The organism is Erwinia sp. JH02, from assembly GCF_013074405.1.
Lineage (GTDB): Bacteria > Pseudomonadota > Gammaproteobacteria > Enterobacterales > Enterobacteriaceae > Erwinia > Erwinia rhapontici.
In genome coordinates, this window is sequence record NZ_JABANZ010000022.1 from 1 (window position 1) to 25,757 (window position 25,757).

The 25,757-nt window shown below is 54.4% G+C and carries 19 protein-coding genes and 2 pseudogenes; 3 read left to right on the top strand and 18 right to left on the bottom strand.

All coding sequences use genetic code 11. The features are described 5' to 3' along the window. Nucleotides 1-136: 136 nt before the first annotated feature. The gene (locus HHI26_RS24720; protein ID WP_171149929.1) at nt 137-535 is read right to left on the bottom strand and encodes a helix-turn-helix domain-containing protein; all 399 of its coding nucleotides are present in this window, start codon (nt 533-535) and stop codon (nt 137-139) included. Nucleotides 536-601: 66 nt separating this feature from the next. Here HHI26_RS24720 and HHI26_RS24725 point away from each other — a divergent pair, with 66 nt between their 5' ends. Continuing rightward, nucleotides 602-1,093, top strand: a complete 492-nt coding sequence (locus HHI26_RS24725; protein ID WP_205945788.1) for a DUF2938 domain-containing protein — start codon at nt 602-604, stop codon at nt 1,091-1,093. Nucleotides 1,094-1,861: 768 nt separating this feature from the next. On the opposite strand, the gene HHI26_RS24730 is transcribed toward HHI26_RS24725, so the two are convergent. The 10 genes from HHI26_RS24730 to HHI26_RS24775 form a co-directional block, all read right to left on the bottom strand. Beyond that, a complete protein-coding gene (locus HHI26_RS24730) occupies nt 1,862-2,392 on the bottom strand; it encodes a hypothetical protein (RefSeq protein WP_171149930.1) in 531 nt (176 codons plus the stop codon). Between the two features lie 688 nt (nt 2,393-3,080). Further along, entirely contained in the window at nt 3,081-3,680 is a 600-nt protein-coding gene (locus HHI26_RS24735; RefSeq protein ID WP_171149931.1) for a fimbrial protein, read from the bottom strand. Nucleotides 3,681-3,689: 9 nt separating this feature from the next. Next, nucleotides 3,690-6,125 carry a fimbria/pilus outer membrane usher protein gene (locus HHI26_RS24740; RefSeq protein WP_346775720.1) on the bottom strand — a complete coding sequence of 812 codons (2,436 nt, stop codon included), beginning with the start codon at nt 6,123-6,125 and terminating at the stop codon, nt 3,690-3,692. Nucleotides 6,126-6,141: 16 nt separating this feature from the next. Continuing rightward, nucleotides 6,142-6,849, bottom strand: coding sequence for a fimbria/pilus chaperone family protein (locus HHI26_RS24745; RefSeq protein ID WP_171149933.1), 708 nt, complete (start codon nt 6,847-6,849; stop codon nt 6,142-6,144). Nucleotides 6,850-6,940: 91 nt separating this feature from the next. Beyond that, nucleotides 6,941-7,633 (bottom strand): DUF1120 domain-containing protein, encoded by a 693-nt coding sequence (locus HHI26_RS24750; protein ID WP_171149934.1) that lies wholly within the window; start codon nt 7,631-7,633, stop codon nt 6,941-6,943. 106 nt (nt 7,634-7,739) lie between these two features. Then, complete coding sequence (locus HHI26_RS24755) at nt 7,740-8,399, bottom strand: LuxR C-terminal-related transcriptional regulator (protein WP_171149935.1); 660 nt, start codon at nt 8,397-8,399, stop codon at nt 7,740-7,742. Between the two features lie 785 nt (nt 8,400-9,184). After that, nucleotides 9,185-10,816, bottom strand: coding sequence for a TonB-dependent receptor plug domain-containing protein (locus HHI26_RS24760; RefSeq protein WP_346775718.1), 1,632 nt, complete (start codon nt 10,814-10,816; stop codon nt 9,185-9,187). Nucleotides 10,817-10,894: 78 nt separating this feature from the next. Next, nucleotides 10,895-12,940, bottom strand: a complete 2,046-nt coding sequence (locus HHI26_RS24765) for a TonB-dependent copper receptor (RefSeq protein WP_171149937.1) — start codon at nt 12,938-12,940, stop codon at nt 10,895-10,897. Between the two features lie 212 nt (nt 12,941-13,152). Beyond that, complete coding sequence (locus tag HHI26_RS24770) at nt 13,153-13,644, bottom strand: DUF2946 domain-containing protein (protein WP_241008354.1); 492 nt, start codon at nt 13,642-13,644, stop codon at nt 13,153-13,155. Between the two features lie 157 nt (nt 13,645-13,801). After that, the gene (locus tag HHI26_RS24775) at nt 13,802-14,218 is read right to left on the bottom strand and encodes a LysR substrate-binding domain-containing protein (protein ID WP_346775721.1); all 417 of its coding nucleotides are present in this window, start codon (nt 14,216-14,218) and stop codon (nt 13,802-13,804) included. Between the two features lie 46 nt (nt 14,219-14,264). Here HHI26_RS24775 and HHI26_RS24780 point away from each other — a divergent pair, with 46 nt between their 5' ends. Then, nucleotides 14,265-14,969, top strand: coding sequence for an IS6 family transposase (locus HHI26_RS24780; protein WP_171149940.1), 705 nt, complete (start codon nt 14,265-14,267; stop codon nt 14,967-14,969). Nucleotides 14,970-15,019: 50 nt separating this feature from the next. Here HHI26_RS24780 and HHI26_RS24785 read toward each other — a convergent pair. Both HHI26_RS24785 and HHI26_RS24795 read right to left on the bottom strand, forming a co-directional pair. Then, nucleotides 15,020-16,080: pseudogene (locus tag HHI26_RS24785) on the bottom strand (IS3 family transposase); the annotation flags it as partial. After that, entirely contained in the window at nt 15,993-16,760 is a 768-nt protein-coding gene (locus HHI26_RS24795; protein ID WP_346775719.1) for an MFS transporter, read from the bottom strand. The pseudogene HHI26_RS24785 and the gene HHI26_RS24795, both read right to left, overlap by 88 nt. 103 nt (nt 16,761-16,863) lie before the next feature. Between HHI26_RS24795 and HHI26_RS24800 the strand changes: the two are divergent. Continuing rightward, nucleotides 16,864-17,781, top strand: a pseudogene (locus HHI26_RS24800) (LysR family transcriptional regulator). An 82-nt stretch (nt 17,782-17,863) separates the two neighbouring features. Here the strand turns inward: HHI26_RS24800 and HHI26_RS24805 are convergent. The 5 genes from HHI26_RS24805 to fepB all read right to left on the bottom strand — a co-directional run bounded on the left by HHI26_RS24805 (nt 17,864) and on the right by fepB (nt 25,639). Then, a complete protein-coding gene (locus HHI26_RS24805) occupies nt 17,864-20,107 on the bottom strand; it encodes a condensation domain-containing protein (RefSeq protein ID WP_171149942.1) in 2,244 nt (747 codons plus the stop codon). A gap of 71 nt (nt 20,108-20,178) precedes the next feature. After that, entirely contained in the window at nt 20,179-22,266 is a 2,088-nt protein-coding gene (locus HHI26_RS24810) for a TonB-dependent receptor (RefSeq protein ID WP_171149943.1), read from the bottom strand. 354 nt (nt 22,267-22,620) lie between these two features. Next, nucleotides 22,621-23,670, bottom strand: coding sequence for an iron chelate uptake ABC transporter family permease subunit (locus tag HHI26_RS24815; RefSeq protein WP_171149944.1), 1,050 nt, complete (start codon nt 23,668-23,670; stop codon nt 22,621-22,623). Next, complete coding sequence (locus tag HHI26_RS24820; protein ID WP_171149945.1) at nt 23,667-24,677, bottom strand: iron ABC transporter permease; 1,011 nt, start codon at nt 24,675-24,677, stop codon at nt 23,667-23,669. The genes HHI26_RS24815 and HHI26_RS24820 overlap by 4 nt, the downstream gene beginning before the upstream one ends. Continuing rightward, nucleotides 24,674-25,639 (bottom strand): Fe2+-enterobactin ABC transporter substrate-binding protein, encoded by a 966-nt coding sequence (gene fepB, locus HHI26_RS24825; RefSeq protein WP_171149946.1) that lies wholly within the window; start codon nt 25,637-25,639, stop codon nt 24,674-24,676. Before fepB ends, HHI26_RS24820 begins: the two co-directional genes overlap by 4 nt. Nucleotides 25,640-25,757: the final 118 nt, after the last annotated feature.

Sequence of the window (25,757 nt, forward strand, 5' to 3'; positions counted from 1 at the left end):
TCTGTTCTGGCGTGTAGTAAATGCGCGTTCTTCGTTTCATAGCAACGTCCCCCTTGATTAAGGATAGCGTTGCATCGACCCGTTGAACTCACAGCCAGAAGCGGACGTAGGGCATGTCCGGGAACTTTAAAATAATCTATCTGATGAGTCGCAGCCCTCTGAATACGATTTTTTTGAATTCTTCACATTCGGAGTGCTCAGTCTTTGTACAACATGCGACATGTTTCAGCCCCCGGCTTAACAACTGGAGTTTGCGGATAGTTCCATCGATCTCCGTTGCTCGCTGAAGAAGCTGAACGCTGTCTAATGCGAGTTTGTTCTCTGCACTAAACATTGCGCCTATTTCATCAAGAGAAAACCCCGCAGCCTGCCCAAGCGCGATTAATTGCAGTTTATTGATAACATTTTCATTGTATTGCCTTCTTAGCCCGTTACGGCCAACAGGTTTGATTAGTTTTTTCTTTTCGTAATATCGCAACGCTGACGGGGTAACTCCGGTAAGGTCAGCGATTTCCCTGATATCCAGTTCTTTCATTGTTGACTTAAACCTCACTTTAAGTTGCACACTGATCATTATGTCATTTAAAAGAAGGAGTAAGCATTGGATATCATTATTTTTTTCAAAACTGTCATCACGGGCATTGGCGCAACACTGGTCATGGATCTGTGGTCGTTATGTCAAAAGCTCATTTTAAAAATTCCACCATTGAATTATGCGCTGGTAGGCCGCTGGATTTTATGGCTTCCACAAGGAAAATTCAGGCATCACACCATTCTTTCAGCGTCACAGATACGTGGGGAGAATCTTACTGGCTGGGTATTCCATTATCTGACCGGGATAATTTTTGCTGTTATCCCGCTTTTGCTTAACGGAAGGGGTTGGCTCCATGAGCCTTCTCTCTCCACGGGTGTGTTGACAGGTTTGTTAACTTTGATTGCTCCGTTCTTGATTTTGCAACCCGCGTTTGGCTTTGGTATCGCTGCCTCCCTTACACCTCGTCCATGGGTGGCGCGTTTGTTAAGCCTGATTACGCACCTTGCGTATGGTATTGGGTTATATGGCATTACCGCTGTTATGACGTCATCATCATAGCGACATTGAGCAGTTCAAGTGTCAGAACACCCACTTTTATGGCCTTGCACTGACCCTATCGCTGTTTTGATAAGGCGGATGAACAGAAAGTTATTAATTGGCGGACAATGTCATTGTCCGCTTCGCTCAAAGCTGCCTGTCAACATGGTCAAGCTCTACCAGGGGTCCGCTTGGAATTCGGAAATTATCCTACGTTAAGCGTTTTAAGCTTAACGGGTGATTTCGTTCCATTGAGCGGAAACCCCTGACCGTAAGTGATGTACGGTACGTTCAGTCTGTCCGTTTATGGTTTTGCTCACTTTCGGACATGCAGACAGAATGGTGTACGTAATCGTTCGGTTTCGGACGCAGAAACACCACAGCAGCTGCAATTAACGTAGTTGCAGACACCTTACTGGTTAATAAATAGCCTTGGCGTAGGATGTTTTCCCTTTTCCAAGCGGACCCCTCATTCAGGGAGGGAAAGTTTAATTATGGGTATATTTCGTAATACTTTGATGCTTTTATGTTTTATTCTTCCTGCTTGTTCTTTTGCTGCCGATGATGGTCACAGTGGAGGGTCTGGAGGTAATGACGGCATCCCTGGATGTGACGGAGGTACAGATCCTGCTGCTGATGGGCGATTCTATACGCCAGATGGTGTTAGGTGTAATCCGGGACCTGAAGACGCTAAAAAGGCCCCTAGGACAAACCAGGAAAGCACCAAGTGAGACACTGGCAATTCAGCCAGATCCTAAAAAAACAGCTTATAAACGCTTACAGAGCGTTTTAGACACGTTCTGAGATGACTTTCAGGTCTTTGAGTTGCCGTTTAAAGTCTGAAACCTCGCGCCGGAGGCGTTTAAATTCCGCTTTGAGTTCGTCAATTTCGTCTGTCCGTTCCGTGTTTTCAGACCTGAACGTATAGCCCCATTTCAGGCTGTTACTAACTCTCAACAGATTATCCATCCACGTTTGCATTGCCAGGTCGTCAAGTCGCTGGAGCAGGTGCAGTAACTCCGTATGCGCGATAATTCTGTCAGGTGTGGCAATAGCCAGACGGTGACGGATTTCTTTCGAAAGTGGCCAGCCATTTTGTTTTGCAGCTTCCGTCAGTTCCTCGTACTGCGCCTGCGTCACAAACGACTTAACAGGCCGCGTCGTTTTGAGCGTGTCAGAATCCACTCCCGTATTCGTCGTGTTTTCTGAACCAACCAGCAGTCTCACTCGCTGCGAAAAATACTGCGTGGGCTTGCAGTCCAGTATCTCGACAAGCCGCGCGTAATCCTCATCCCGCACCCTGAAGCTGATGTTTTTCATGGTGTCACATCCTCCGATATTTTACGCATGATGCAGGATAGGCAATCTAGCCCAAAATGGTCGCATTCGCTCGCATTTTGTACCTGTTTGCCAGCTCGCTTTGCTCGCCCCTGCACCTCCAGCGGGGTCTCGGTTCGCTGCGCTCACAAGGTCAAAAGCAACAGCAACAGCGTCTTCAGGTGGATGGCCTCACTGCGTGAACCCCTCCACCCTGACCAGCTTGTTTTATCCGTGAGTCGTCAAGGGTGAACTGTACTCGCTCCGCTCGCCCTTGACGAAACCAGGCAAAAATATCGTTTTTGAGAACGCTGGTAACGCTCGCCGCAAGAACGGATTAGGGAGCGGCATCGCCGCGAGTCTGTCCGTTCGAGGAAGCGGAATTTCATCTGCCTGTACATAAAAATCCGGACACTCTGAACTGGCAGAAAAACGCTACGTCACATGCTGCATGTAAGTGCTGGAGTAATAAGATACAGAAGGGGGTGTTCTGGGGTTCCGGCGAAATTTCCGTTACCCCAGTTTTATAGACGGGGAGGGGCAATCCTCCAAAGCCATATCTCACAGGTAATGTCATGTACCTTAACCGTCTCACCTGTAATCGGCCGATGCATGCATAAAGGAAAGGCAGGTATCTTGCGATACCTGCCTTGACAAGAACATTACTTTGACTGCCGGGCCTTTACTTATACTAGTCGTCCAGTGTCAGCGTCAGCATCGTTTCGCTGCGCTGCCGACTGCTGACGCGCGCATCGCCTTCCGCCAGTACCGGCTGTATCTCCAGCCGGGCAGTCAACATCTTACCTTCCGCCAGTCTTCCCTGCATCACGGGCGCCAACCGCTGTCCCGCATTCAGCTCTAGTCTTTGCCCGCCGCTCTCCGTGATAACACCGGCCGGCGTTATCGTGCGCAGCTCCACCGCATTGCCGTCCAGCTGCGCATCCAACAGGCGTATGCGTGTGGTGCCATGCTCACCGTAGCGCAATCCGCCGTCATGGTCCTCGCCCTCGACCCGCAGGCTCAATGTTCGCGAGTAGGGGCAGACCACGATCACGGTCAGCGAGCGTATCCCCGGCGAGACGCGGCCGACCCCGATATCTTCCAATTGCCAGCGTGACATCATTCCGTAATCGACCACCGGATTGCTGACCGACAGTCTGCAGCGCGTATCCGGCGGTAATGTCGGCATCGGGCTTGCTTCCAGACCAGGGGGTATGATGGGGTCGGCCGCACTGGCACCCGTGACGCCCATCAACAGGGCCAGCAGCCACCGCCTCCAAAACATGTTCATCGTTTCTCCTTACCGGCAGGTCGCCGTGGCATTTTCATAAAGGCCTGTGGTGTCTGCCTTCTCCGGCAGGTCGAGTTGCATCGTGCACACCGTCTTGCCGGAACTCTGCACCTCCAGGCGCATCCCCGGCGCCGCATCCGGCACGAAGACCGTGCCATCGTCGCCCACCACCGTCACCAGTTCACCCGTAGCGCTGAACACGCTGGCGCCATGCGGCAGACGCTTGTTATCAGCCATTGCCGTGCCGACCAGCACGCGCCGGGTACGAAGCACATCGAAGTCCACCCGCCCGATGGCGCCCCGGGCCATTTCGCTCTCCTGCCAGGCGTTATCGATATCGACATTTTTCGCCAGGCTGCGGGTATCAACCTGAATGGCCGACCGCCGGTAACCGTTCAGCGTCGGTATCACTGCATATCCCCGCCAGTCGGTCCATACCGGCCCCGCCGGCGTATCCAGCCGAACGCCGGACTCTTTCCCCACTCGCGCAATCCCAAAGGTGTCAGCCACGCGGTAGGGAGACAGGGTGATACCGTTTTCATGCAATACAATGGCACCGCCGGCACGCGTCGACCAGCTGGTATAGTTATCGCTGTCATGACTGACGCTGGCGTTCAACTGGCTAACCGGCGTCACGAAGTCCAGGTTGCCGCTGACCGACGTACGGTTGTTGCGCAGGTCACGGTCGGTGGCAATGCTCCAGCCCCGGTCCTGACTGGTGCGGTCGCTGTAGCGAACGCCGGTGCGGGCGCTGCGCTTGGCGGTGTTCAGGTAACTGTTGATATCACGCCCTTCGCCCAGTGGCATGCTGAATGACACATACAGACGGTCATCCGCCTGGCCATTAAGGGTTCCGGTGTTGTGTTCGAGGCTGACGCCCAGGTAGGTGCGCCCAAACTGCCGACTCCAGCCGCCGCGCAGGTAATCGGTGTTGTTGCCGGCAAAGGTGGTACTGCGTGCCCACGAGAGCGACAGGTTACCCAGCCTCTCTGCCGACCAGTTGACGCCGCTGCCCCACTGATACCGGCTGCGGCTTTGGCTGTTGGGGTTGTCCTGGTCGGCCCGTTGCAGCGCATCACTCAGCTCACGATAGCCCGTGGTTTGCTGGCGCCCGTTGACGTTGACGCTCAGGCGCTCACTCAGGCTGTGGCTGAGCAGAGCAGACAGCAGGGTGCCGGTATTGCCGTGGTCCGCATCCTGTGCCAGGGTGCTTTGCAGACTGAGGCGGGTCGGTTCCCACAGCTGGGTATCCAGGTTCAGCGAACCGGCTCGGTAAGGCGCTGACCCCAGTACGCCGGCATTCAGGCTGGTAAATGGCGTAAGCTGCCAGCCGGAGGCCACCGTGCCCAGCAGTGGCGCCTTGCCGTCCTGCTGCTCGAGTCGGCCGGCGCCGAACGACAGCCCCGGAGAGACCAGCGGCGCACGCGCCAGCAAGGTGGCGGCCGGTACGATGAACTTTCGTATCTCGCCGTTGCTGCCGGTCAGGGTAACCTCCAGGTCGGTGCGGGTGTTCAGCAGGGAGAACCCCTGTAACCGGAAAGGTCCGGCCGGCACGGCGGTGCTGTAAACCAGCACGCCGGACTGACGCACCTCGACCACGGACTGCGTCTGTGCGACTCCCTCTACCAGTCCGGCCCCACCCTGACCCGATGTCAGCGCCGACTCGGGAAACAGCTGAAAGCCCAGTACCTGGCCGGTGCCGAACAGCGAGTTGGAGAGACTGACCTGACCGGCCTGCAGCACCTTTTTAATGCCGACGAAGCTGCGCTGCGCATAGGCGGCCTGATGATTGATGCGGTCATCACCGTTGAAGCGGGTAAAGGTCTGGCGGCTGCGGACTATCCAGTCACCGGCGTTGAATCCGGCTTCGGTACCCAGCTGGCCGAAGTTGAGCCCGCCGGCGCCGCCGGAGGAACTCAGATACTGCGCGTCATAGTTGACCATGCCGGCCACGCCGCCGTGCTGCCAGTTACCGTCTCCTGTATCGGGTGCACTGAGCGCTTCAGACGGGACAACCAGAATAACCTTACCTTCACCCGGTTCGGGTTGTATATCGGCCTGCGGCCAGGCGCGGTGCAGGTCAAAGCAGGCCGCGCCGTCAGCATAACCTGGGGGGGATACCAGCCCCGCGGCACGCTGAAAGGCGCGGTCGGCGCAAAGCACACCCGCCTCATCAAATTTCACCCGCACCCGCCCGCGAGCATTGCCGTTGACGGAGAGTGACACGGTGTTTTCACCGGGCAGAAAGCGCGGAGCCTGACCAAACAGGGCGGCAATGGCAGGGTCAATACCGCGACCGCTCAGCACGCCGGTATCGAAGGTCAGGTTATCGTGGTTCTGAAGCTCATCTGCTGCCTCGACATGGCCGGCGCAGAGTGCGGCAATCAACAGCGGAAGCAGACGTCGAAGCGGCCGGCAACGAGAGTAGTGTATCGCGTGCAATATCCTGTCACCCCTCTTTTTACGGCGCCAGTGGCGCTTCATAACTGTCGACGGTAAAGCCCCAGGTTGTGGCCGGCGAGATACGTACTTTACCGGCCGCGCCGGTGTTGGCTTCACCGCGTTTCGCCTGGCGAGTCAGCGTCAGTTGCTGGCCCGGCAATACATAGGTGTGCGGCAGCATCCAGGTCGCCTGGTCAGGTAGCGTGGTCACCGCCTGGCCCAGGCGCACGACATACGCAGACGGGTTGTTGACGCTCAGGACCCCGCCCTTGAGTGACCATATCAGACGTTTCCAGGGCGCTTCATCCCGCGCGAGGCCGGCAGGGCGAATGATGACCGGCAGGTTCTGGCGCACCGTCATGCGTACCACGTTCTTATCTTTTTCCTGTGGGGGCACGCCTTCAAACACCACGCGCTTGAGACGCTCTGTTTTGAGCGGCGTTTTGGCGGTCAGCATGAAGCGGACGCGCTGGGTCTTGCCGGGTTCAACGCGGGCCGCCGGTGGCGTCACGAGCAGCAATTTTTCGGTGTCCTGTTCGATATCCTGCAGGGTGGTCAGCAGCAGAACGGGAAAACTGTCGGTGTTTTGCAGGTTGATGGCACCTTCACCATCGCCTTCCTCAACGATAACCACCGACGACTCGGGCAGCACGCCCGTCGCCTGGGCGCAGGCCGAGAACAGCCACAGGGCGGCCGCGGAGGCCGCACAAAAAGCAGAGAGGTTCATGCGAGAAATCATCCGTGTCGGTAAGCGAAAAGAAAAAATGGCCGGTCACGACCGAAAAAAGACCGGGCGCGAGGCCCGGTCAACAGGTTAATTACAGGTAGACCAGCTCCAGGGTGGTCAGGCCGTCCAGTTTGACGGGTTTGGTGAGGTCAAGCTCGGAAGCCTTGTTGATGTAAGCCTGGGCGCCAAGTTTGCCTGACAAGGTGGTAAAGGCAATCGGCGTCAGCGTACCCGTCGCGGCCCAGGATGCGTAGCGCTGACCTGATAGGTTAAACAGGGCCCCGTATTCAGTTTTACCCCAAGCAGTGGGATTGCCATTAGACTGGATGCTATCGACATTTTTACCATCGGCTTGCATGGTGCCGGCCTGCAGGCGAAGACTGTAGCCGCCCACCCCCTTAGTGCCATCCAGACCCAGGCCGACAGCGTGTGCGTTTGGGGCGCCGAAAAGCGGAATATGCGTAGAAATAACAGTTAGTTTACCATCTTTATTAACTGCACTCTCCCCGCGGCCAGACTTTGCAGCAATCGCCACTTTAGCCGGCGCATCACAGGTGATGGCGAAGTCAATTTTTTTTTCTGCCAGAATGGTAAACTCATCCTTTTTCAGTGTATTAGGATTAATGGTGCCGTAATCAATGGTGCCGCCCCCGGTCAGGGTGGGCTTACAGGCCGTCGGGGTGATGGTACCGATGACCTTCACATCAATGCTCTCGGCCATGACGGCGGTTGAGGTGGCCAGCACCGCGAGGGCACAGGCGGTTTTCTTGACTGCATTCATCATGATGTATCCCTTTCATGTGGATTTATGGATAAAACCGGCAGAACATTTCTGGCCGGCAATGTGCGGTAAGAAGCGTTTTCTTCCGCAGTCAGCGATCTCGCGTTATTTAACGGCGAGGCGTGATAAAAAAATCATTGAGTCCCCGGAGTTCCATTTTTCTTAGGGCATTGAGCTTGTGTGTACTGACGGTCTTGACCGAGACAAACCGCTTTCTAGCTATCTGCCAGGGTGATATGCCCTGAAGTAAATCCAGGATAATTTCCGTTTCCGTTGGTGTTAAATATTGAACACCAACGAAAGCGTCCCATTCCGCAGCCCAGACGGGAGCTGGCTGAATCGCCTTGATAACAGCATGCAAGTCCGCGCTCATATAACGCACTATCGAAGAATCCTGAAGAAGCTTATCAATATTACTCAATGAGTCACGCAGTGAAACAATAAAAAAAAGACCCATAGCACGAAGCAATTTCAGAGTAGGTACATGTGCATTATCCACCAAGACAATGATTCGTGGCGGCGAGCGTAACGTTATAAATTTTTGTATTAATCCCAACTCCGCACTTGCATTCGTGCGTACATGGATAAATACATCATCAAACTCAACATTGCTGTCAAAGTTTGAATAAATTGCCAGGTAGTCATGATTTTTAAATAAGCACGTCACATGCTTGTGTGTAACATAAGTCATCCCGTGAAGGGTGAAATTGCAAGGGCTAGAGATTGCAACTCTCCTCGTAACTGACTTACATGTCTCTCTGGCTTTCATTGGGATTTCCAATGCGGTTTATACCTCCACCATCACAGGAGAAGCGTTGTGTTCGACACGTATAATACAGATCAATGCACTATTCTGTCTAGTTATCTCGATATTTCAGATCGTTATTTTTGTTTATTTAGAATAAAATTCTGTTAAACTCTAAATTATGTCTAGTTATCTCGATATTTCAGATCGTTACTTTTGTTTATTTAGAATAAAATTCTGTTAAACTCTAAATTACACAATATCAGATCGTTAAATAACGATATTCTCATATTTTACAGTCATTTATTGGTAAACGAATTTTAAACGCGGTTTCTTATTTATAATATGGGGAGCGCGACAAGTCGTTAACAAGGTAATGGTTTTTGACGTTACTTTTTTTCATTTTCGTCTGTGGAAAGATACTTCACGCGTCTTTCGTTATCTTTTAGTAAAATAAAAAAGTATCTCTGAAAATGATTGTGTTGAGTCATGTGGCATAACCTCTATACGAAAATTCTCCAGGTTATGAGATTTTCAGCTATTCCCCTATCACGGTTAATGGTTGTTTTTTACCTTTCTATAAATGAGTCTAGCCAGTATGCATTAAATATCAGAACATACGCCGGTAAAACATTAGGGATTTGTTCCCTACTGTTGATAAGGTTTTAATCTTTGGTTTCCTGAAAGAAGGTAAACCGGTTAAGGAATTCGCTGTGTTTTCTTTTAAGAAGGATGTCACCCTCAAAGCTGTCCGACGATAATAAATAATCTGATAAAGCAGCCAGCTGACGGGGCTGCTTTCTTCGGTTTTAAATTTCCAAAATTGGCTTATGCCGCGAAAGTGTTCGGTAAACCGTTGGGCGTGAAACAGAAAATAGTTCCGCCAGATCGCTGATTGGCAACGTTTGTGCGGAGTGAGTTTCAGCGACCTTCGGACGACGTATCCACCACATGCGGTATCCCAGTACAATCATCACACATAGCCCCAGGCCAAACGCAGCCAGTATCAGCTGGTTAGGCAGGCCGAACAGCACTCCCATATGCGCATCGACGCCCCAGCGGGTCAGTTTGGCAACCAGCGGGAATTTATCGAACCAGACGTGGTCGACAATGCTGAAGTTATTAGGGTTGACTGAAACTGAGTCAACCTGGCTCGGCCAGCTACGATCCACTTCCGTCACTGTCCAGGCTTTATCGACTGCTTTAGGCTGGCGCAGCTCAATTTTCGATGCGCTGATCCCGGCTGACCTGGCTGCATTTAGTACGCTATCCCAGTCAGCATTTGGGCGGTTTATCGTAGCTGTCTTGAGCGGGGATAAGGCCATCACAGGCATTGTCATGCCGGACATATCCATGCCGTCCATCGCCCCTTTATGTTCGGCATGGGGATCTGCTGTCTTGTCTGGGGCAGTGCCACTCAGCACGGTACTCACCTGTGGAGTCAGCCAGTCGAAGTCGCTTACTTTACTGTCAAAATAGCGCCCCGTTACATTCAGGGTTGTGTCATCATTAAACCAGTGTTTAAGTGCCAGCGTACTGACCTGGTTTTCAATGGACGTCCTGGGCTGCCCGTGGGTTGCCCCGGGGTATGCATGGCGGTCGATATCACCGTTGATCGCCAGTGCCGCGGGCAATCCTGAGTACTCAATCTGACTGCGCCGGTTATACTGCCCGGTAAAAATCAACTCGGTTTGCGGTGAAAGTTCGAATGACACGCTGGGTTGCAGGAACCAGTTGCGGCTCTTAACGTTATCAATCCAGCTGTTACTTTTTTCGTACGAACCTGAAACTCGTGCAGCGACCCTTTCACCCAACGGCACGTTCACATCAGCCCAGGGATTGACGGTGGAATAGCTTCCTGTGCGGATGCCGACCCTGCCTTCAGTTGCCGCTTCAGGCCGTTTAGATACCACATTGATCAGCCCGCCTAACGGGGCACCAATACCCCCACCATACAGTGCGGAAGTCGGTCCTTTCAGCACTTCGATACGCTCTGCACCCGTCAGGCTGGAAGGATCAATACTTGCTGCGGTACCCCCAAATGCCGGTAAACCGTCAAGATAGATTTCAGCCGGAAACCCGCGCACTAATGGCTGCGCGAATAACACTTCATCCTGCCGGATTGGCCGCACGCCCGAAACATTAACCAGCACATTGCTGAGGTTTTGACTGTTTTGTTCATCCATGACTTTACGGTTAATCACCTGCACCGACTGCGGGATCTCAGATATTGGTGTGTTGGTGCGGGTGGCAGATACAGAGTTTTCCTCTGCATAACTGCTTGGATGGCCTGTTACCGTTATAGTGTCCGGTGCTGAATTTGTGATATCTGCAGTCGTGCCCGTTGCCCAGACAGATCCTGCAAAACAACTGCTGATTGCAATTGCCAGCTGGCAGCGGCGATTTATTCTGTACTGACTCATTTGCTTATCCCATCCCATAAACGCATTTTCCGACCGGCTGATGACTACGTGAAGTACACAGTGATAATCACGCGCGCTCAGGCCGGCGAATACTGATCAAAACTTCACGTTGGCCCTGGCCCACCAGGTGCGTCCCGGTTCATTCACCGGCGTGTTGGCGGAGTAGCCAAACGTACTGTTACCGGCCAGGTTGAGATGCTCGCTGTAAGTCGTGTTGAACAGGTTATCAACGCCGCTGCTGAGCTTTACATTTTGGGTTATTTTGTAAGCCAGGTTGGCCGAAACGATGGCGAACCCCGCACTTTTCTCAAAGTCTTTGCCAACCACGTTACCTTCGTTTTCCGCGATACGATTCTGGCTGCTCACCAGACGCACCAGGCCACCGCTGCTCCAGTTGCCGGATTCCCAGTTCAGTCCCAACCGCGCCTCAAGCGGCGGAATTTGTGGCAATGCCTGATGGTCTGAACTGTTTTCGGCCCATGACCAGGCCAGGCTGGTATCGGTTTTCCAGTGATCGCTGAGCTGGTAGCTGAAGCCCGTCTCACCGCCCATGATATTGGCATCCACGTTGTCAGCTTCACTGACATAGGCGTCGTTTGGATCGTAACGGAACAGGATGTAGTCATTTACGCGCCCAAAGTAAGCGGAAACCCAGCCGGTAAAACGTTCACCGCTGTACTGTGCGCCGATATCCAGCTGCGTGGTTTTTTCCGTCTTAACGTGATCAAACGCGCTCGCACTGCCGCCAGGGCCATAAGTAGGAGAGAACAGCTCCCAGTAATCCGGGAAACGTTCGGTATATCCGACTCCGGCATACAGCATCAATGGCATTGTGTTTAGGGTGTGTTCGACGCGAATAAATCCTGCAGGCAACGTATCACTGCGGCTGCCAGCTCCGGTATCGGAGTAGTTATCGACAAGGGCCCTGTCCAGGCGTGCGCCGCCAATCACCTTGCTTTTAGTGGTAGCGTACCAGGTCAGCTCGCTGAAAACGCCGTAGTCATGAAAGCGCGCATCTTTTACCCAACCGCTGTCATCTTTGCTTCGGTGAGTATTGGTCTGCAAATCCGCGCCGCTCTGGAGCTGAAATTCCTGCCACAGCCAGGTCCCCATCATGCGGCCGCCTACCGTACGGCGATCCAGTTGCATGGCCATTGATGATGAATCGGACATATTCATGGATGACCCCATACCCATCCCGGAACTCATGCCGCCCATTGACGAACTGCCGGGCGATCGCAGCGAGTAGTTATCCATAATGTGGTTGGCATAGTTGTAGTAGGCACTGGCCTCGAACTTATCGAACACCTCGCCAATGTTTGATTTCTCAAAACGCATGCCCAGGCTTTCACGCTTAAACTGCGAGCCATCCATGCTGCGACCGGCGTAACGCGCTTCACCGTCGCCTTTACCGGCGCTCAGTTCGAGCAGCGTGTCTGTATCGGGCGTCCAGCCAACTGCAATATCGGTATTCCACTTGTCCCATTTCGATGCCACGCGATCGCCATTGCCATCTTTATAATCACCGGAACGGGATTTATTACCCGTCAGGCGGATATATCCATCCTCGCTGCCAAGGCTGACGTCTGCATTCTCATCAAAGCGGCTGTTCGATGCTGCCAGCACGCTGACGCTGCCTGTTATCCCGGACTTATCAAATTGCGGCGGCTCGCGGTCAAAACGAAGGGTTCCTGCTGAATTTCCCGGACCCCACAGCACGGTTTCGGGGCCTTTTACCAGGGTCAGCACATCAAAACTTTCTGGTGAAATGTAGGAGCTTGGTGCATCCATACGTGCAGGGCAGGCACCCAGCATCTCGCTGTTATTGGTCAAAATCCGCAGGCGGGAGCCAAACATGCCGCGAAAAACGGGATCGCCATTGGTTCCGCCATTACGGATCTGCGAAAACCCCGGAATAGTTTTCAGATAATCTGAACCGTCACTGGCCGGAACGGGCTGACGTGGCGTTTTCAGGTTGGTGACGAGCGTCAGAGGTGACACCCCGGGGGCAGTGACCGTCATTACAGGCTGATCCTGCACGGCTTCAGCTTGAAGAGAACCTTTATTTTCAGTTGCCACAACATTGCAGCTCACTACCAGTGATGCGCCTAAAAGGGACAGGCGTGATACGCGACGTTCCATTCTTCGTTCCTGACGAAATAAATAAAAACTTCCCGGCAACATCAGGTTGCAGAGTCATTAATTATTTGTGCCTGCGCAAAAATTTACGATAGTGATATGTAGTATTGATTTATTTAAGGAGTAACAGACTCTGCGCAGAGCACATTTAAAATTTCAATTGCTTTACTTCAAAATAAATCGAAATAAGCATTCAGTTTTACTTGAAATGAAGATTAAAACGCAGGAGGAGCTCTCGGTTGAGATCTGCCGGGAAACAAAGTGACAGGTGTTGCTGGGGAAATAAGTGATGGAGAGGCACGGGAACTCAATAGCAGGAGAGAAATGAGTGGGATTAAAACCCAGGCCAGCACGGGGAAATGCGCCAGAAGCTGGCAGTAACCGCAGGCAAAATCGTCCATCATGCCCATGCCATCGTTCATAACATGCGTAGCGGTTTTTGAAGTACTTTGACCGGCCTGATCAGCCATGACATGGTGACCTGCGGTAGCCATCGGGTGATCCATGGCATGATCCATCGGCATCATCCCCATATCCATCTCATCCATCGCTTCAGTTGACGTCTCAGTCATTACCTCACTGTCAGACTGCATGCGCCGGTGTTCAAGAGTTTTTGAAACCTCTGGAGCGATAAACAGCATCAGGATTGCCATCAGGGCAATCAGTGCTGGTATCCGGCGTTGAGACAGGCGATACAGTGTGAGCAAGTCAGGCATTCCAGTATATGGACGTCAGGTTGGTGGCAAGTTTAACTATTTTTTGTAGGAATGTTAAAAGATTATTTAGAGAAACACCCTGTTTATGCATCAAAACGGCATTGTATGATTATAAACGACTTATACATAAATACATTCCATAGGTAAGCTACATTCTCTCCCGCATCGCCCTTAAATCTTTATCCAGCTGGATACGCAACGTCCGCATAAATTCTTTGGCGTTTTCAGACAAAGGTTTTCCTGGTCTGAAAATTAATAAACCAGAGAAATTAACCGGGCTACTGAATGGTCTGATGACCAGGTCCTGATGCATAAAGTCAAAGGCAACGATTGGGTTCACCAACCCCACACCAATTCCCTGGCGGGCCATTTCACAGATACTCAGTGAATAAGGCGTTTCCACCCGTACCGCAAGAGGGATATTCAGGTGATGCATCAGGCTGTCCAGCTGCTGTCGGCTGGTGTCTTCTGGACTGAGCGCGAGAAAATCCACTTCAGCCAGATCATGCGGATGAATGATGTTATGACGGGAAAGCGGATGTAATTTTGGCACTGTTGCAAAAATCCGGAGGTGATAGACTCATCGACACCTTTTGCTGACGGAGCAGCATATGAATCCATTCAAAGGCCGGCATTTTCAACACGACATCATCCTCTGGGCGGTACGCTGGTACTGTAAATACGGCATCAGCTACCGTGAGCTGCAGGAGATGCTGGCCGAACGTGGTGTGAATGTCGATCACACCACGATTTATCGTTGGGTTCAGCGCTATGCCCCCGAAATGGAAAAACGACTGCGCTGGTACTGGCGAAACCCTTCCGGGTTCTGCTCCTGGCATCTCGATGAAACTTATATCAAAGTTAATGGCCGGTGGGCTTACCTGTGCCGTGCCGTTGACAGCAGAGGTCGCACCATCGATTTTTATCTCTCATCGCGCCGTAACAGTAAAGCGGCATATCGGTTTCTGGGGAAAATTTTAAACAACGTGAAAGGCTGGCAAATTCCCCGTCTCATCAACACGGATAAAGCGCCCACCTATGGGCGCGCGCTGGCGTTGCTGAAACGCGAGGGTCGGTGTCCGCCTGACGTTGAACACCGACAGATTAAGTACCGAAATAACGTCATTGAATGTGATCATGGCAAGTTGAAACGGATAATCAACGCCACGCTGGGATTTAAATCAATGAAGACCGCTTACGCCACTATCAAAGGGATTGAGGTGATGCGGGCGCTGCGTAAAGGACAGGCGGAAAACTTTTACTTTGGCCATCCCCTGGGCGAGATGCGCCTGGTGAGCAGAGTCTTTGCAATGTAAGACGCCATCACCGGAAAAAGGCCAGCCATTCTTATATTTGCAACAGTGCCCTCAGGACTTACGCCACCGAGATGGCTGTGGCGCCGGGTACGGTTGTAGAACACTTCAATGTAATCGAAGATATCCGCCCGGGCCATGTCCCGGGTTTTATATATTCGCTTTCTGACACGTTCTTTTTTTAGCGAACTGAAGAACGATTCTGCCACAGCATTATCCCAGCAGTTGCCACGGCGACTCATACTCGGGGTCAGGTTATTGGCCCGGCAGAACCGTTGCCAGTCATCACTGCCGTACTGGCTGCCCTGATCGCTGTGCACCATCACGCTTTCGGCAGGTTTACGCCGCCAGACGGCCATCAGCAATGCATCTAGTGCAAGTTCACGCGACAGCGTCGATTTCATTGACCAGCCCACCACATTACGGGCAAACAGATCGATGACCACGGCCAGATAGAGCCAGCCTTGCCAGGTACGTATATAGGTAATATCCGTTACCCAGACCTGATTGGGTTTCACCACCGTGAACTCCCGCTGCAGGCGGTTAGGTGCTATCAGTGACGGACGTCCTCTGGTTCCACGGGGTATCTTGTAACCATGTACGGCGCGTATCCTGTTTTGTTTCATGATCTTGGCTACCCGGTTTCTGCTGCATGCTTCACCGACTTCACGGAGGTCGCAGTGAACCCTGCGATAGCCGTAAACACCACCGCTCAGTGCATAAGAGTCGCGGATTAATTCCAATAAGCGCTGGTTATCCTTTTCTCCTGCAGAGACAGGACAATGAAGCCAGACGTAAAATCCGGCACGGGCAACTTTCAAGACCCGACACATGGCTGCGATCGACCAGATATCACGGTGATCGTTGATGAAGCGGTACTTTAGTCGGGCTCTCTTGCAAAGTACCGCGCTGCCTTTTTCAGGATATCCCGTTCTTCCTCAGTACGTTTAAGCTGCGCTTTCAACCTGAGGATCTCCGTCCTGGCATCCAGTAAATCCTGGGCCTGATGCCCGCTGTTATCAGGTTTTACTGAACGCAGCCATTTATAAAGACTGTGTGCTGAAACACCAAGTCGTTCTGAAACGTCGGCAACGGAATAGCCCCGCTCAGTGATCTGGCGGACAGCTTCTTCCTTAAATTCAGGGGTAAATCGTTGTGTGCCCATAGACTCCTCCTATGCTCAAAATATAGGCCAGATTTGTCTACGGGCTCGGGGGCACTCCAGATGATGGATACAATCAGTGGCAACGCCAACAAACACAGAATGCTTATTAACCACAAAGCGACATGCCAACCATAATGCGTACACAAAAATAATATAGTGGGCATTCCTACAATGCTGACCATCGAAAATGACGCAATTACCGTCGCCAACACTTTTCCGCGCACGTTAGTCGGGGCGTTATTTATCAGGATACTGATACCCACCCCCATTGTCGTACCGCCAACCAGTCCTGCACAGAATCGTAGCGTAAGCAGAAGACTAAAACTGGAGGTCAATGTCGTAAAAAGCGTCAACAGGCCTAAGAGTGCCATATTGGCGATTAAAAAACGTTTCTTATTGAAACGACCAATCCAGTAGAAAGCGATAATTCCCGAAAGGACCGCGCCCGATGTGTACATACCGGATACATAACCTGAGGATGATACGGGAACGGCGAAATCTGCCGCCATAAAAGCAAAAACAGGGTTGAACATCATATATTCCAGCGCATTAGTGAACTGGATAAAAGCCATGACAAAGGCTATCCGCATAAGGGCTTTATGATTAAACGTCTGTGTGAGTAGTGGCATAGCAAGCAACCTGTAGATGAAAGATATCCGAGTTTAACTGCTATCATTGTTGTTCATTAGATGGTAAAAATGGCATTTATTGTTATCAAATATAGGATAGTTGATGCGTCCGGCTCTTGATTTTAATACCCTGAAAATGTTCGTTGCTGTGGTTGAAAGAGAAAGTTTTGTTGGGGCAGCAAAACTCCTTGAAATGCCGACATCAAATGTAAGTCGTTGTATTTCTCAGTTAGAAGAAAAACTGAATCTTCAGCTCATTGAACGCAGTACCCGACATATGAAACTCACCCAGGCGGGGCACTTACTCTATATCCGGGCGAAACCATTACTGGAGGCCCTGGAGTAAACTGAGACAGAATTAACCTTGAGGCAGATGCAATTCAAGGGCCCACTACGTCTCTGTATCCCCAATGAAGTCGGTCCTGCATTACTGGGTTCTGTTATTGCCGATTTTGCCTGCCAGTATCCGGACCTGGAGATCAGCTGCGTCACAAATTTGTCAGGTTTCGAATCCCTGCGAGATGATCTGGATTTAGCGATCATTATTACCCGTGGTCAGATGGATGACAGTGACTACATAGCCCGTCATCTGGTGACTATCCCTTGCACCATTGTCGCAGCCCCCTCCGTCATTCAGCGTTATGGCACCCCTACCCAGATCCAACAATTTGAAGACTTACCCTGTATTACAACAGTAAGTGCACTGAAGGGTGCACCCTGGCAGTTTGTCAATAAAAAGGGGGGATTCGAGACAATCAAGGTTAAAGCGCATTATCGGGTAAACAGTGGAGAGATGGCAGGACGAGCGGCGGTATCAGGTGTCGGTTTTGCCATTCTATCGAAACAAGCCTGCCAGCCCTACATTAACGATGGACGGTTAATTGAGATTGCGTTTGAACAATCGGCAGCCCCATTGCAATTATTCGCACTTTATTCAGATCGGCGTTACTTGCCCGCTAAAACACGCGCGCTCATTGATTACATGCATCAAAAATTGAGTGAGATCTCCGTCGAAACCTAAGGCAGTAACTTACCAGGTCAATATGTTGATGACCCTCGCGAATCATTATTGCAACACGGAGCCGCAACTCCGTGTTGTCAGATTACAAACCGAGGGTGTTGCGCAGCGTATCCAGCGACAGATCGCTACAGGGGTGACGGGTAAACTCCGCCAGTACCGCCTGCGTGGTATCGGTAATTAACGCAATCTGCTCAGGCGAATAGTGATCGCGGTAGGTCAGCATAATACGGATCGATTTGATCCCCGCTTCCCACTCTTCCATGATCTCGAACTGCAGGCCAAGAATCGATTCACTCTTCTCGCCGTTGACCTGCCGGAAGGCTATCTGGCGGCCATCATCCAGCTTAAGGACTCCATTAAGCTTGATTTTCGAGTGGATCTGGATAAAGACCTCGAAAATATGCGCATCTTCACGCGCGTCCGCCCCCAGCAGCGCCTCTTCCACTCTATCGATAGGGATATCGGTGTGCGGCATCGAGTCATTAATCGTGGCCTTCACCTGGCGGATCAGCGTGGCCAGCGTCGGGGCGCGATCGAAGCGCAGCCGGTGCGCTACCACGGTCGTGAAGTAACCAATAGTGTCAAAGAAGCGCGCATCATTGCGCCCGGAAGCGGAAGTGCCGATCACCATATCCTGCGGCGCGCCGAGCAGATGCAGCGCCGTGGCAATACCGGCGTATACCACATTGAACAGCGAGGCGCTGTGCTGTTTGGTCAGGCTATACAGGCCATCGGCAACGGTCTGGTCGAACAGGAATTCGACGTTGCCGCCCGCCACATCCGCCGGGCCGCCGGGCTGTGCCGCCTGCGTCTGGAAGATCGGTTTGCCCGGTTCGACACCGCGCAGCTGATCCAGCCAGTAGTCGAGGTGCTGCTGATTCAGCCCGGCATTGTGCTGGCCGATAGCAAACTCCGGGAACGGTGCGGGCTGCTCTTTCCATGTCGGAAGGCGGTCCGCGGCACGCGCCTGGTAAGCCTGCTGCAGGTCATCCATCAGCAGGTTGACCGACCACTCATCCAGCACGATATGGTGGAACAACAGCGAGAGCAGCTGCTGCCCGCTGGCGTCTTCGCGCACAAAGCGCACGCGCAGCGGGAGTTCCTGCGCCAGGTCAAACAGATAGCCCGCTTCCTGTTTCAGCAGCGCGCCGGACTCTTTATTACCACTCTCCGTGGGCCAGAACCAGCGATACTGCGCCAGTCCGTCGGCAGGCACCACCTGCTGACGCACCTCTCCGCCATCGGCAATAAACAGCGTGCGCAGCCCGGCATGGCGCACCAGCACATCATGTAGAGCCTGCTGGAACACCTGCTCATCAACTTCATCAATAAAGCGCAGTACAAACGGCAGGTTGAAAATGTCGCTACAGCCCATCGCCGCGTAAATTTTCCACAGCGACTGCTGCGCGAGGGACAGCGGAGCCAAATCACCTTCCGCCACGGCATACCGCTCGTCGCCGCTGAGCGGGGCAGCCATCTGACGCGCATGGGCCGCCAGTGCCTGGGCGCTTGGGTAGCTGAACAGGTCATTGATATGCACCTCAACCTGATGCAGGCTCAACAAACGACCGATCACCCTGGTAGCGATCAGCGAGTGGCCGCCCAGGTCGAAGAAATCATCTTCCGCGCGCATGGCCGGAGCCGCCAGCGCCTCGCGGAACTCGCCAAGGATCAGCGCTGCCAGCGTGCTGCGGTCAGGACCACTGCTGGCAGATATTGAGGCTGTAGTCGCCGGGGTTGCGGCCGCTGCCAGCGGCACCAGCTTCAGCGGTTCACTGATCGCTTCTCCCAGCGGCAAGGTAAAGGCGTTGCCTGTGAGGGTCAGGTCACTGTCGCGGGTCGCACCCAGCGTGACGGCGGCCGCCTCCCCCTGATAACGCTGTGAAATCGCCGTCAGCAGCGCTTCCCAGCTCAACTGTTCGGCGACAATCTGGTGGACGATCAGCGCGAACAGCGTTTCCCCCGTCGGCAGGCTGAACAGCATAAAGCGCGCGGGAGCCGTGCGGTGTAAATCAAAAGGCGTTGCCTGTTGCAGCGCCAGCGCATCCAGGGCCTGGTTTTGGCTGCTGGCACGGTGGCGGGAAACCGGCGGCAGTGCTTCAGCATCATAGGTTTTGATCAGACCGCTGTGATCGTCATAGCGAAAACGCAGCGTCAGGCAGGGCGTCTCAGCGGCCAACTCGTTCAGCACGCGTTCAAGACGATCGGTATCCAGCGTGCAGCTGAACCGCCATGCCAGCGCGTGCTGAACCGGTGGAACCTGCTGCTGATGAACAAACCATTCCTGCTGTTCGAAATCACTGGGTTGAATTAATGCGCCGTTCACGTTTTTCTCCTGTTTCAGAGATGAAGCGGGGAGCGCCAGGCTCCCCGTTGTCAGGACAACTTCTGTAAGGATCAGAAGTTCAGTTCGAGCGAGGTGCCAACCAGGCGCTCACGCTGGGTGATCGCGGTGGTGCGGTCATTCGCACTGATGCTCAGGCTGTGGTCGGAATCAAACAGGTTCTGTGCATACAGCGTGGCGCGGCCATACTGGAAGGTGTAAGCCAGCTGCACGTTAGAGATCCAGTAAGGCGAAATACGCCCTTCAGAATCATTGTCATAAGCGGAATAGTAGGAGCCGCTGAACTTAACGTTGCCGCTCAGTTCCACGCCCGGCAGCAGCATATATTTCGCGCCAACGTTGGCGGTGTAGCCCGGCGCACGCGGCAGGGCATTGCCTTCGTTAGTGCTGCCACCGAACTCTTTGATCTTGGTTTTCAGCAGGCCAACGGAGCTGTTCAGTTCAAAGTCGAGCGTCGGTTTCCAGATCGCACCGAGTTCCGCACCGTAGGTTTCCACCTTATCCGCATTGCTGATCACCGTGGAGCCTGACGCCAGACTGTACGGCAGCTGCATGTTTTTGTAATCGTTGTAGAAAATGTTACTGGTCAGGTCAAGATTGGCCGCATCGATATGGTGGCGGGAATACAGCTCGTAGTTCCAGACGTACTCCGGGTCGTAGGTGTAGGTCACTAAAGGCGCGGAGAAGGTGATCCCTGCTCCACCGCCGTTATAGCCGCGTGACACCTTGGCACCGTAGGTCTGGCTTTCCATTGGCTTCCACGCCACGTCGAGTTTTGGCAGGAACACGTCCCAGGTTTCATCGAAGTCAACGGCAGAGGCGCCACCGCTGCCGACGCGGCGACGATGTTCACGCTCAACACGGCTGGAGGCGGTGACATCAACCTGCTCGGTCAGCGCATAGGTCAGCTCGGCAAAGGCCGAGGCGGTCTGGGTTTCATCCTTGAAATAGCTGCCGCCGAACAGGTAAATGTCCTCATCCTGGCTGGCGCGGAAGTAGTTAATCCCGGCCAGGCCGTGCCAGACGTTGTCATCGGTGGCAAAGTGCACCAGCGGCGAAGTCTGGAATTCATGACCGCCAACATTGGCACTCGGGCCGGCCGTGTAGGCATGGCGATGCTGATTAAAGCCGGTGTAGATCATCTTGTTCGACAGGCTGAACTGCTCTGACTGATCCCAGGAGATATCCCAGATGGTGCTGTTGTACTGATTCTGGAACACCGGGCGGCGGCGATCGTAACGCGCGGTGGTGTTGGTTTCCGGGCTGAGCGCTTCGTTTTGCGGCGCAATACTGTCGAAGTGGTTCACCGTCAGTTTGGTGGAGAGCTCGCGCAGATTAGACGGGTTATACAGCAGCTTCATACGTGCGGTATTGGTCTCAATCTGGCGAACGTCGCCGTCATACGGGTCGTAGTTAATCAAATCGACATAGCTTTTACGGCGCTGGCGGTCAACGCTCAGACGGAAGGCCAGCTCATCTTCGATCAGCGGGCCGGAGAGCATGGCGGCGGTCTGCGTGGAATTTTGCGTGCCAAAACCGCCCTTCACCGCGCTTTCCCACTCAAAAGTCGGGTCGCGGGTCGTCATCACCACCGCACCGGCAATGGCGTTACGCCCCTGCACGTAGCTCTGCGGGCCGAGGAACACTTCGGTACGATCGATATCCCACAGCGACTGGCTGCCAAACGCCATTTCGTTGTAGCTCAACGAGCGGCCATCCACCGACATGTTGATGCGCGGGCGCGAGCCGGTGAAGAACGCGGTGGCACCGGTCGCCGGGCCGGAGCCGTCCAGACCACGGATCGTCGGCAGGTCATTGCCCATTCCGGTATCGGTAATGTTGGGGATCATCTGCATGATGTCGCGGATGTCCACCGCGTGCGGCAGCGCATCGATGGCGTCTTTGTCGTACACCTTCACGCTGGAGCCGGTGTCATAAATCGAGCGAGTCACTTTTTCCCCGGTCACCACCAGGGTGTTATCGACCGGGGACGGGTTCTCTTTGCTGTCGGTGGTGTTCTCTTCCGCTGCGCTGGCATTCCCTGCACCTAATACGCATAAACTCAGTAACAGCGATGAAAATGTTCCCTTACCCATCCGTCCTGTAGCCGGATGTTGATGAGCTTTTAAGCGCTCAGCCATGTGTCTTTCTCCTTCCCAGATGCGCACTACTTTTTGTTGTTTTTCCAAGGGGTAAACGAATTTACATTCACATTACTGATGGCTTTTTCGATCGTCCTGATCTGCAGTTATGCATTATCCCTGCTCGGCAGCCGATAACTTACCTGTCAATCCCGCTGAAAAACCTTTTATAACGTGGGGTTAGCGCGCCCTTTCGCCCCCAATGGGGCCGGGTAAATATGAGCGCTGTGGCAACAGGATGTAAAAATTTGTTAGGAATAATAATGATTCATATTTGGGAATGCAAATCATTATCAAACAATGCAAGAAGAGATTGCCGGAATACCCGGCAACAATCGGTGGAAATAGCGCCAGCTAAAGCTGACGAGAACGGGTCAGCAACCACAGCAGATAAAGACCACCGATAATGCCGGTCATCCTTCCTACTGGTACGGTCAAGCCCACGGGTAAAAGTTGAATCAGCAGGTCGGCAAGCATCAGCAAACAGGCGCCCATCAGTGCCGCGCCAATCACCGGGATCCCGCGCCCGCGGGTGAGCTGCACCACCAGCTGCGGCGCTGCCAGCGCGATAAACGCAATCGGCCCGGTCGCACTGGTCGCCACCGCCGCCAGCAGTACCCCGGCAAACAGCATCAGCAGCCGCGTGCGCTCAACCGGGATCCCCAGCTGGCGCGCGAGGTCATCGCCCATCTCCATCATCTTCAGCCGCTGCGCACCCAGCAGGATTGGCGGCAGCAGCAGCGCCACACCAAGCATCACCGGAACGGCATGATCCCAGCTGCGGCCGGCCGTGGTGCCCGCCAGCCACAGATTTGCCATCAGCGAGTTATCCAGATCGCCCTTTACCAGCAGCAGGCCGTTAAAGGCGCTGAGGATAGCGCCGACGCCAATGCCGGTAAGGATTAGCCGGTAGCCGCGCACCGCCCCGCCCTGACGGGCCAGCAGGTACACCACCAGCGCGGTCAGCAGCCCGCCGCCCATAGCCGCCAGCACCACTTCCAGCGTGCTGGCATCAAACAGGACGATTTGCATAATGGCGCCGCTGGCCGCTCCGGTAGTGAAACCGATGATATCGGGCGAGCCGAGCACATTGCGCGAAATGGACTGAAACAGCGCGCCGGAGGTGCCGAGCGCCGCGCCGACAAACAGCGCCACCAGCACGCGAGGCAGGCGGATATTACGCACTACATGCCCCGTCATCCCGTCATCATCGCGGCCAGACAGCGCACTCAACACCTGCGCCACGCCGATCGGCAGCCGCCCAAGCGTCATCGCAAAGCAGCCCAGCAGCAGCGCTATGGCCAGCAGCAGCAGGCACACCACCACGTTACGCGGATGATAACGCAGTGAAAATGCGCGCCATTGCCAGACGCACCCCGAAAGCGGAAAAGCGTTTTGTTTCATCCCTGTACCCTCTGCCAGCGCCGCACCAGCCAGATAAACATCGGGCCACCAATCAGCGCCACCATAATCCCGACGCTTACTTCACCGGGGTAACCCACCAGCCGCCCAAGCACATCAGCGGCGACGATCAGAATCGCCGAAATCAGCATCGACCAGGGCAGCAGCCAGCGGTGATCGTGCCCCGCCAGCGCACGGGCAAAATGCGGCGCGGTCAGGCCGATAAAGCCGACTGGCCCCGCTGCGGCGGTCGCCGAGCCAGCCAGCAGTACAATCGCCAACGCCGCCAGCAGCCAGGTGCGCAGCGCGTTAACGCCGAGCGACTGGCCGAGGTCGACGCCGAGCGCCAGCGTATCGAGCGCCGTGGCCAGCGCCATGGCCAGCGCCACACCCGCCAGCACCAGCAGCGAGACCGGAAGCAGCACCGCATAACCGCGCCCCTGCAAGGAGCCAACGGCCCAGTGGCGGAACTGATCGAAAATCGCCTCATCGCTGTTGACGGTAATCAGCGAGGTCAGCGCCAGCAGCACAATCGACAACGCCGCCCCCGCCAGCACCATGCGCACCGGATTATTGCCGCGCAGCCCGCCCAGCACGCAGACTGCCCCGCCGGTCAGCGCCGCCCCCGCCAGCGCAAACCAGATGTACTGATTAATATCCGTCAGGCCGAAAAAGGCGATCGCCAGCACGCTGAAAAATGCCGCCCCGGCGTTAACGCCAAGGATGCCGGGGTCGGCCAGCGGATTGCGCGTCAGCGCCTGCATCACCGCACCCGCCGCCCCCAGCGCCACGCCGACGACCAGCGCTAGCAGGGTACGCGGCACGCGCAGATAACGCACCAGCAGGTGCTCGCTGTTGTGCGCATCGAACTGCACCAGCGCCTGCCAGGTGGTCGCCGGGGTAATGGTACGGGTGCCGGTAAATACGCTGCTCGCCGCCAGCAACAGCAGCAGGATCAGCCCCCATAGCAGGCCCTGTCGACGAAAAACGCGCTGAGAAAGCTGGTTCATTGCCCGCCAGCCGCCGGGGTTTTCGCAAAGTTTTTCACCACGTCGCGCACGATCTCACTGGCGCTGTAGTAATCAACGCGGAACGAGTTGATGCCGAGGCTGTAAACGCGGCTGCTTTTTACCGACGGCAGGTTGGCCAGCATCGGGTCGTGCAGGAACGCCGTGACCCGCTCTTCGGGGGCGCGCAGCAGGAAGGTGGTGGCCGCCGTCAGCTGGGTAAGATTTTCATAGGTCGCCCAGACAAAATCGTTCTGCGCTTTGATGGTGGTCTGCCAGGCCGGGTTCGGGTCCTCCATGCGGAAACCGAGCGAAGCCAGCAGGCGGCTGTGCACCCCGCGTTCGGTGGCTATCGGGTTAGGGATGCCTGGACCGTTGAAGCTGATGATGTTCGCCTGCCCTGCGGGGATGGCGATCTGCGCCCGCGCCTGCTGCACGCTGTGGTCAAACTCGGCGATGCGTTTCTCCGCTGCGGCTTCCCGTCCGCTGGCTTCCCCCAGCTGGCGCGCCAGCGCCTGCCACGTCTGCCCGCCGTAGTCGACGACGATGGTCGGGGCAATTTTACGGAATTCGGCCAGCTGCGCTTTCGCGGAATCCGCGCCACCGGTCGAGACCACAATCAGGTCCGGCGCGACGGCATAGGCCTGCTCCAGATCAACGCTGCCCGCCGACCACAGTTTCTCCAGCTTGCGCTGGCGGGCCACGTCCGCCCACTGGGCATACCAGTCGCCGTTGACTCCGACTGCGCTGCCCGCCAGCGGCGCATCAAGCGCCAGCAGCGTGCCGGTGACCGTCACCGAGGTAGAGAGGATACGTTTTGGGGGGGCCGGGATCGTGGTGGTGGTGCCATCGGCGTTGTGGAACTGACGCGGCCAGTTTTTTGCCGTCTCTGCATGGCCATTAAACGCCAGCAGCAGCTGCGTCAGTGGCACTAAAATCCGCGTTAAAACATTAGTAATCTTCATATTTCCATTCGCTTCCCATGGTTATTCCATGCAGCACACGAGGCGCTACTCCATTGCGTAATCATCAAACGACGGGCAGTATATTCCGCGAACAACGCCACAACAACATCAATAAATG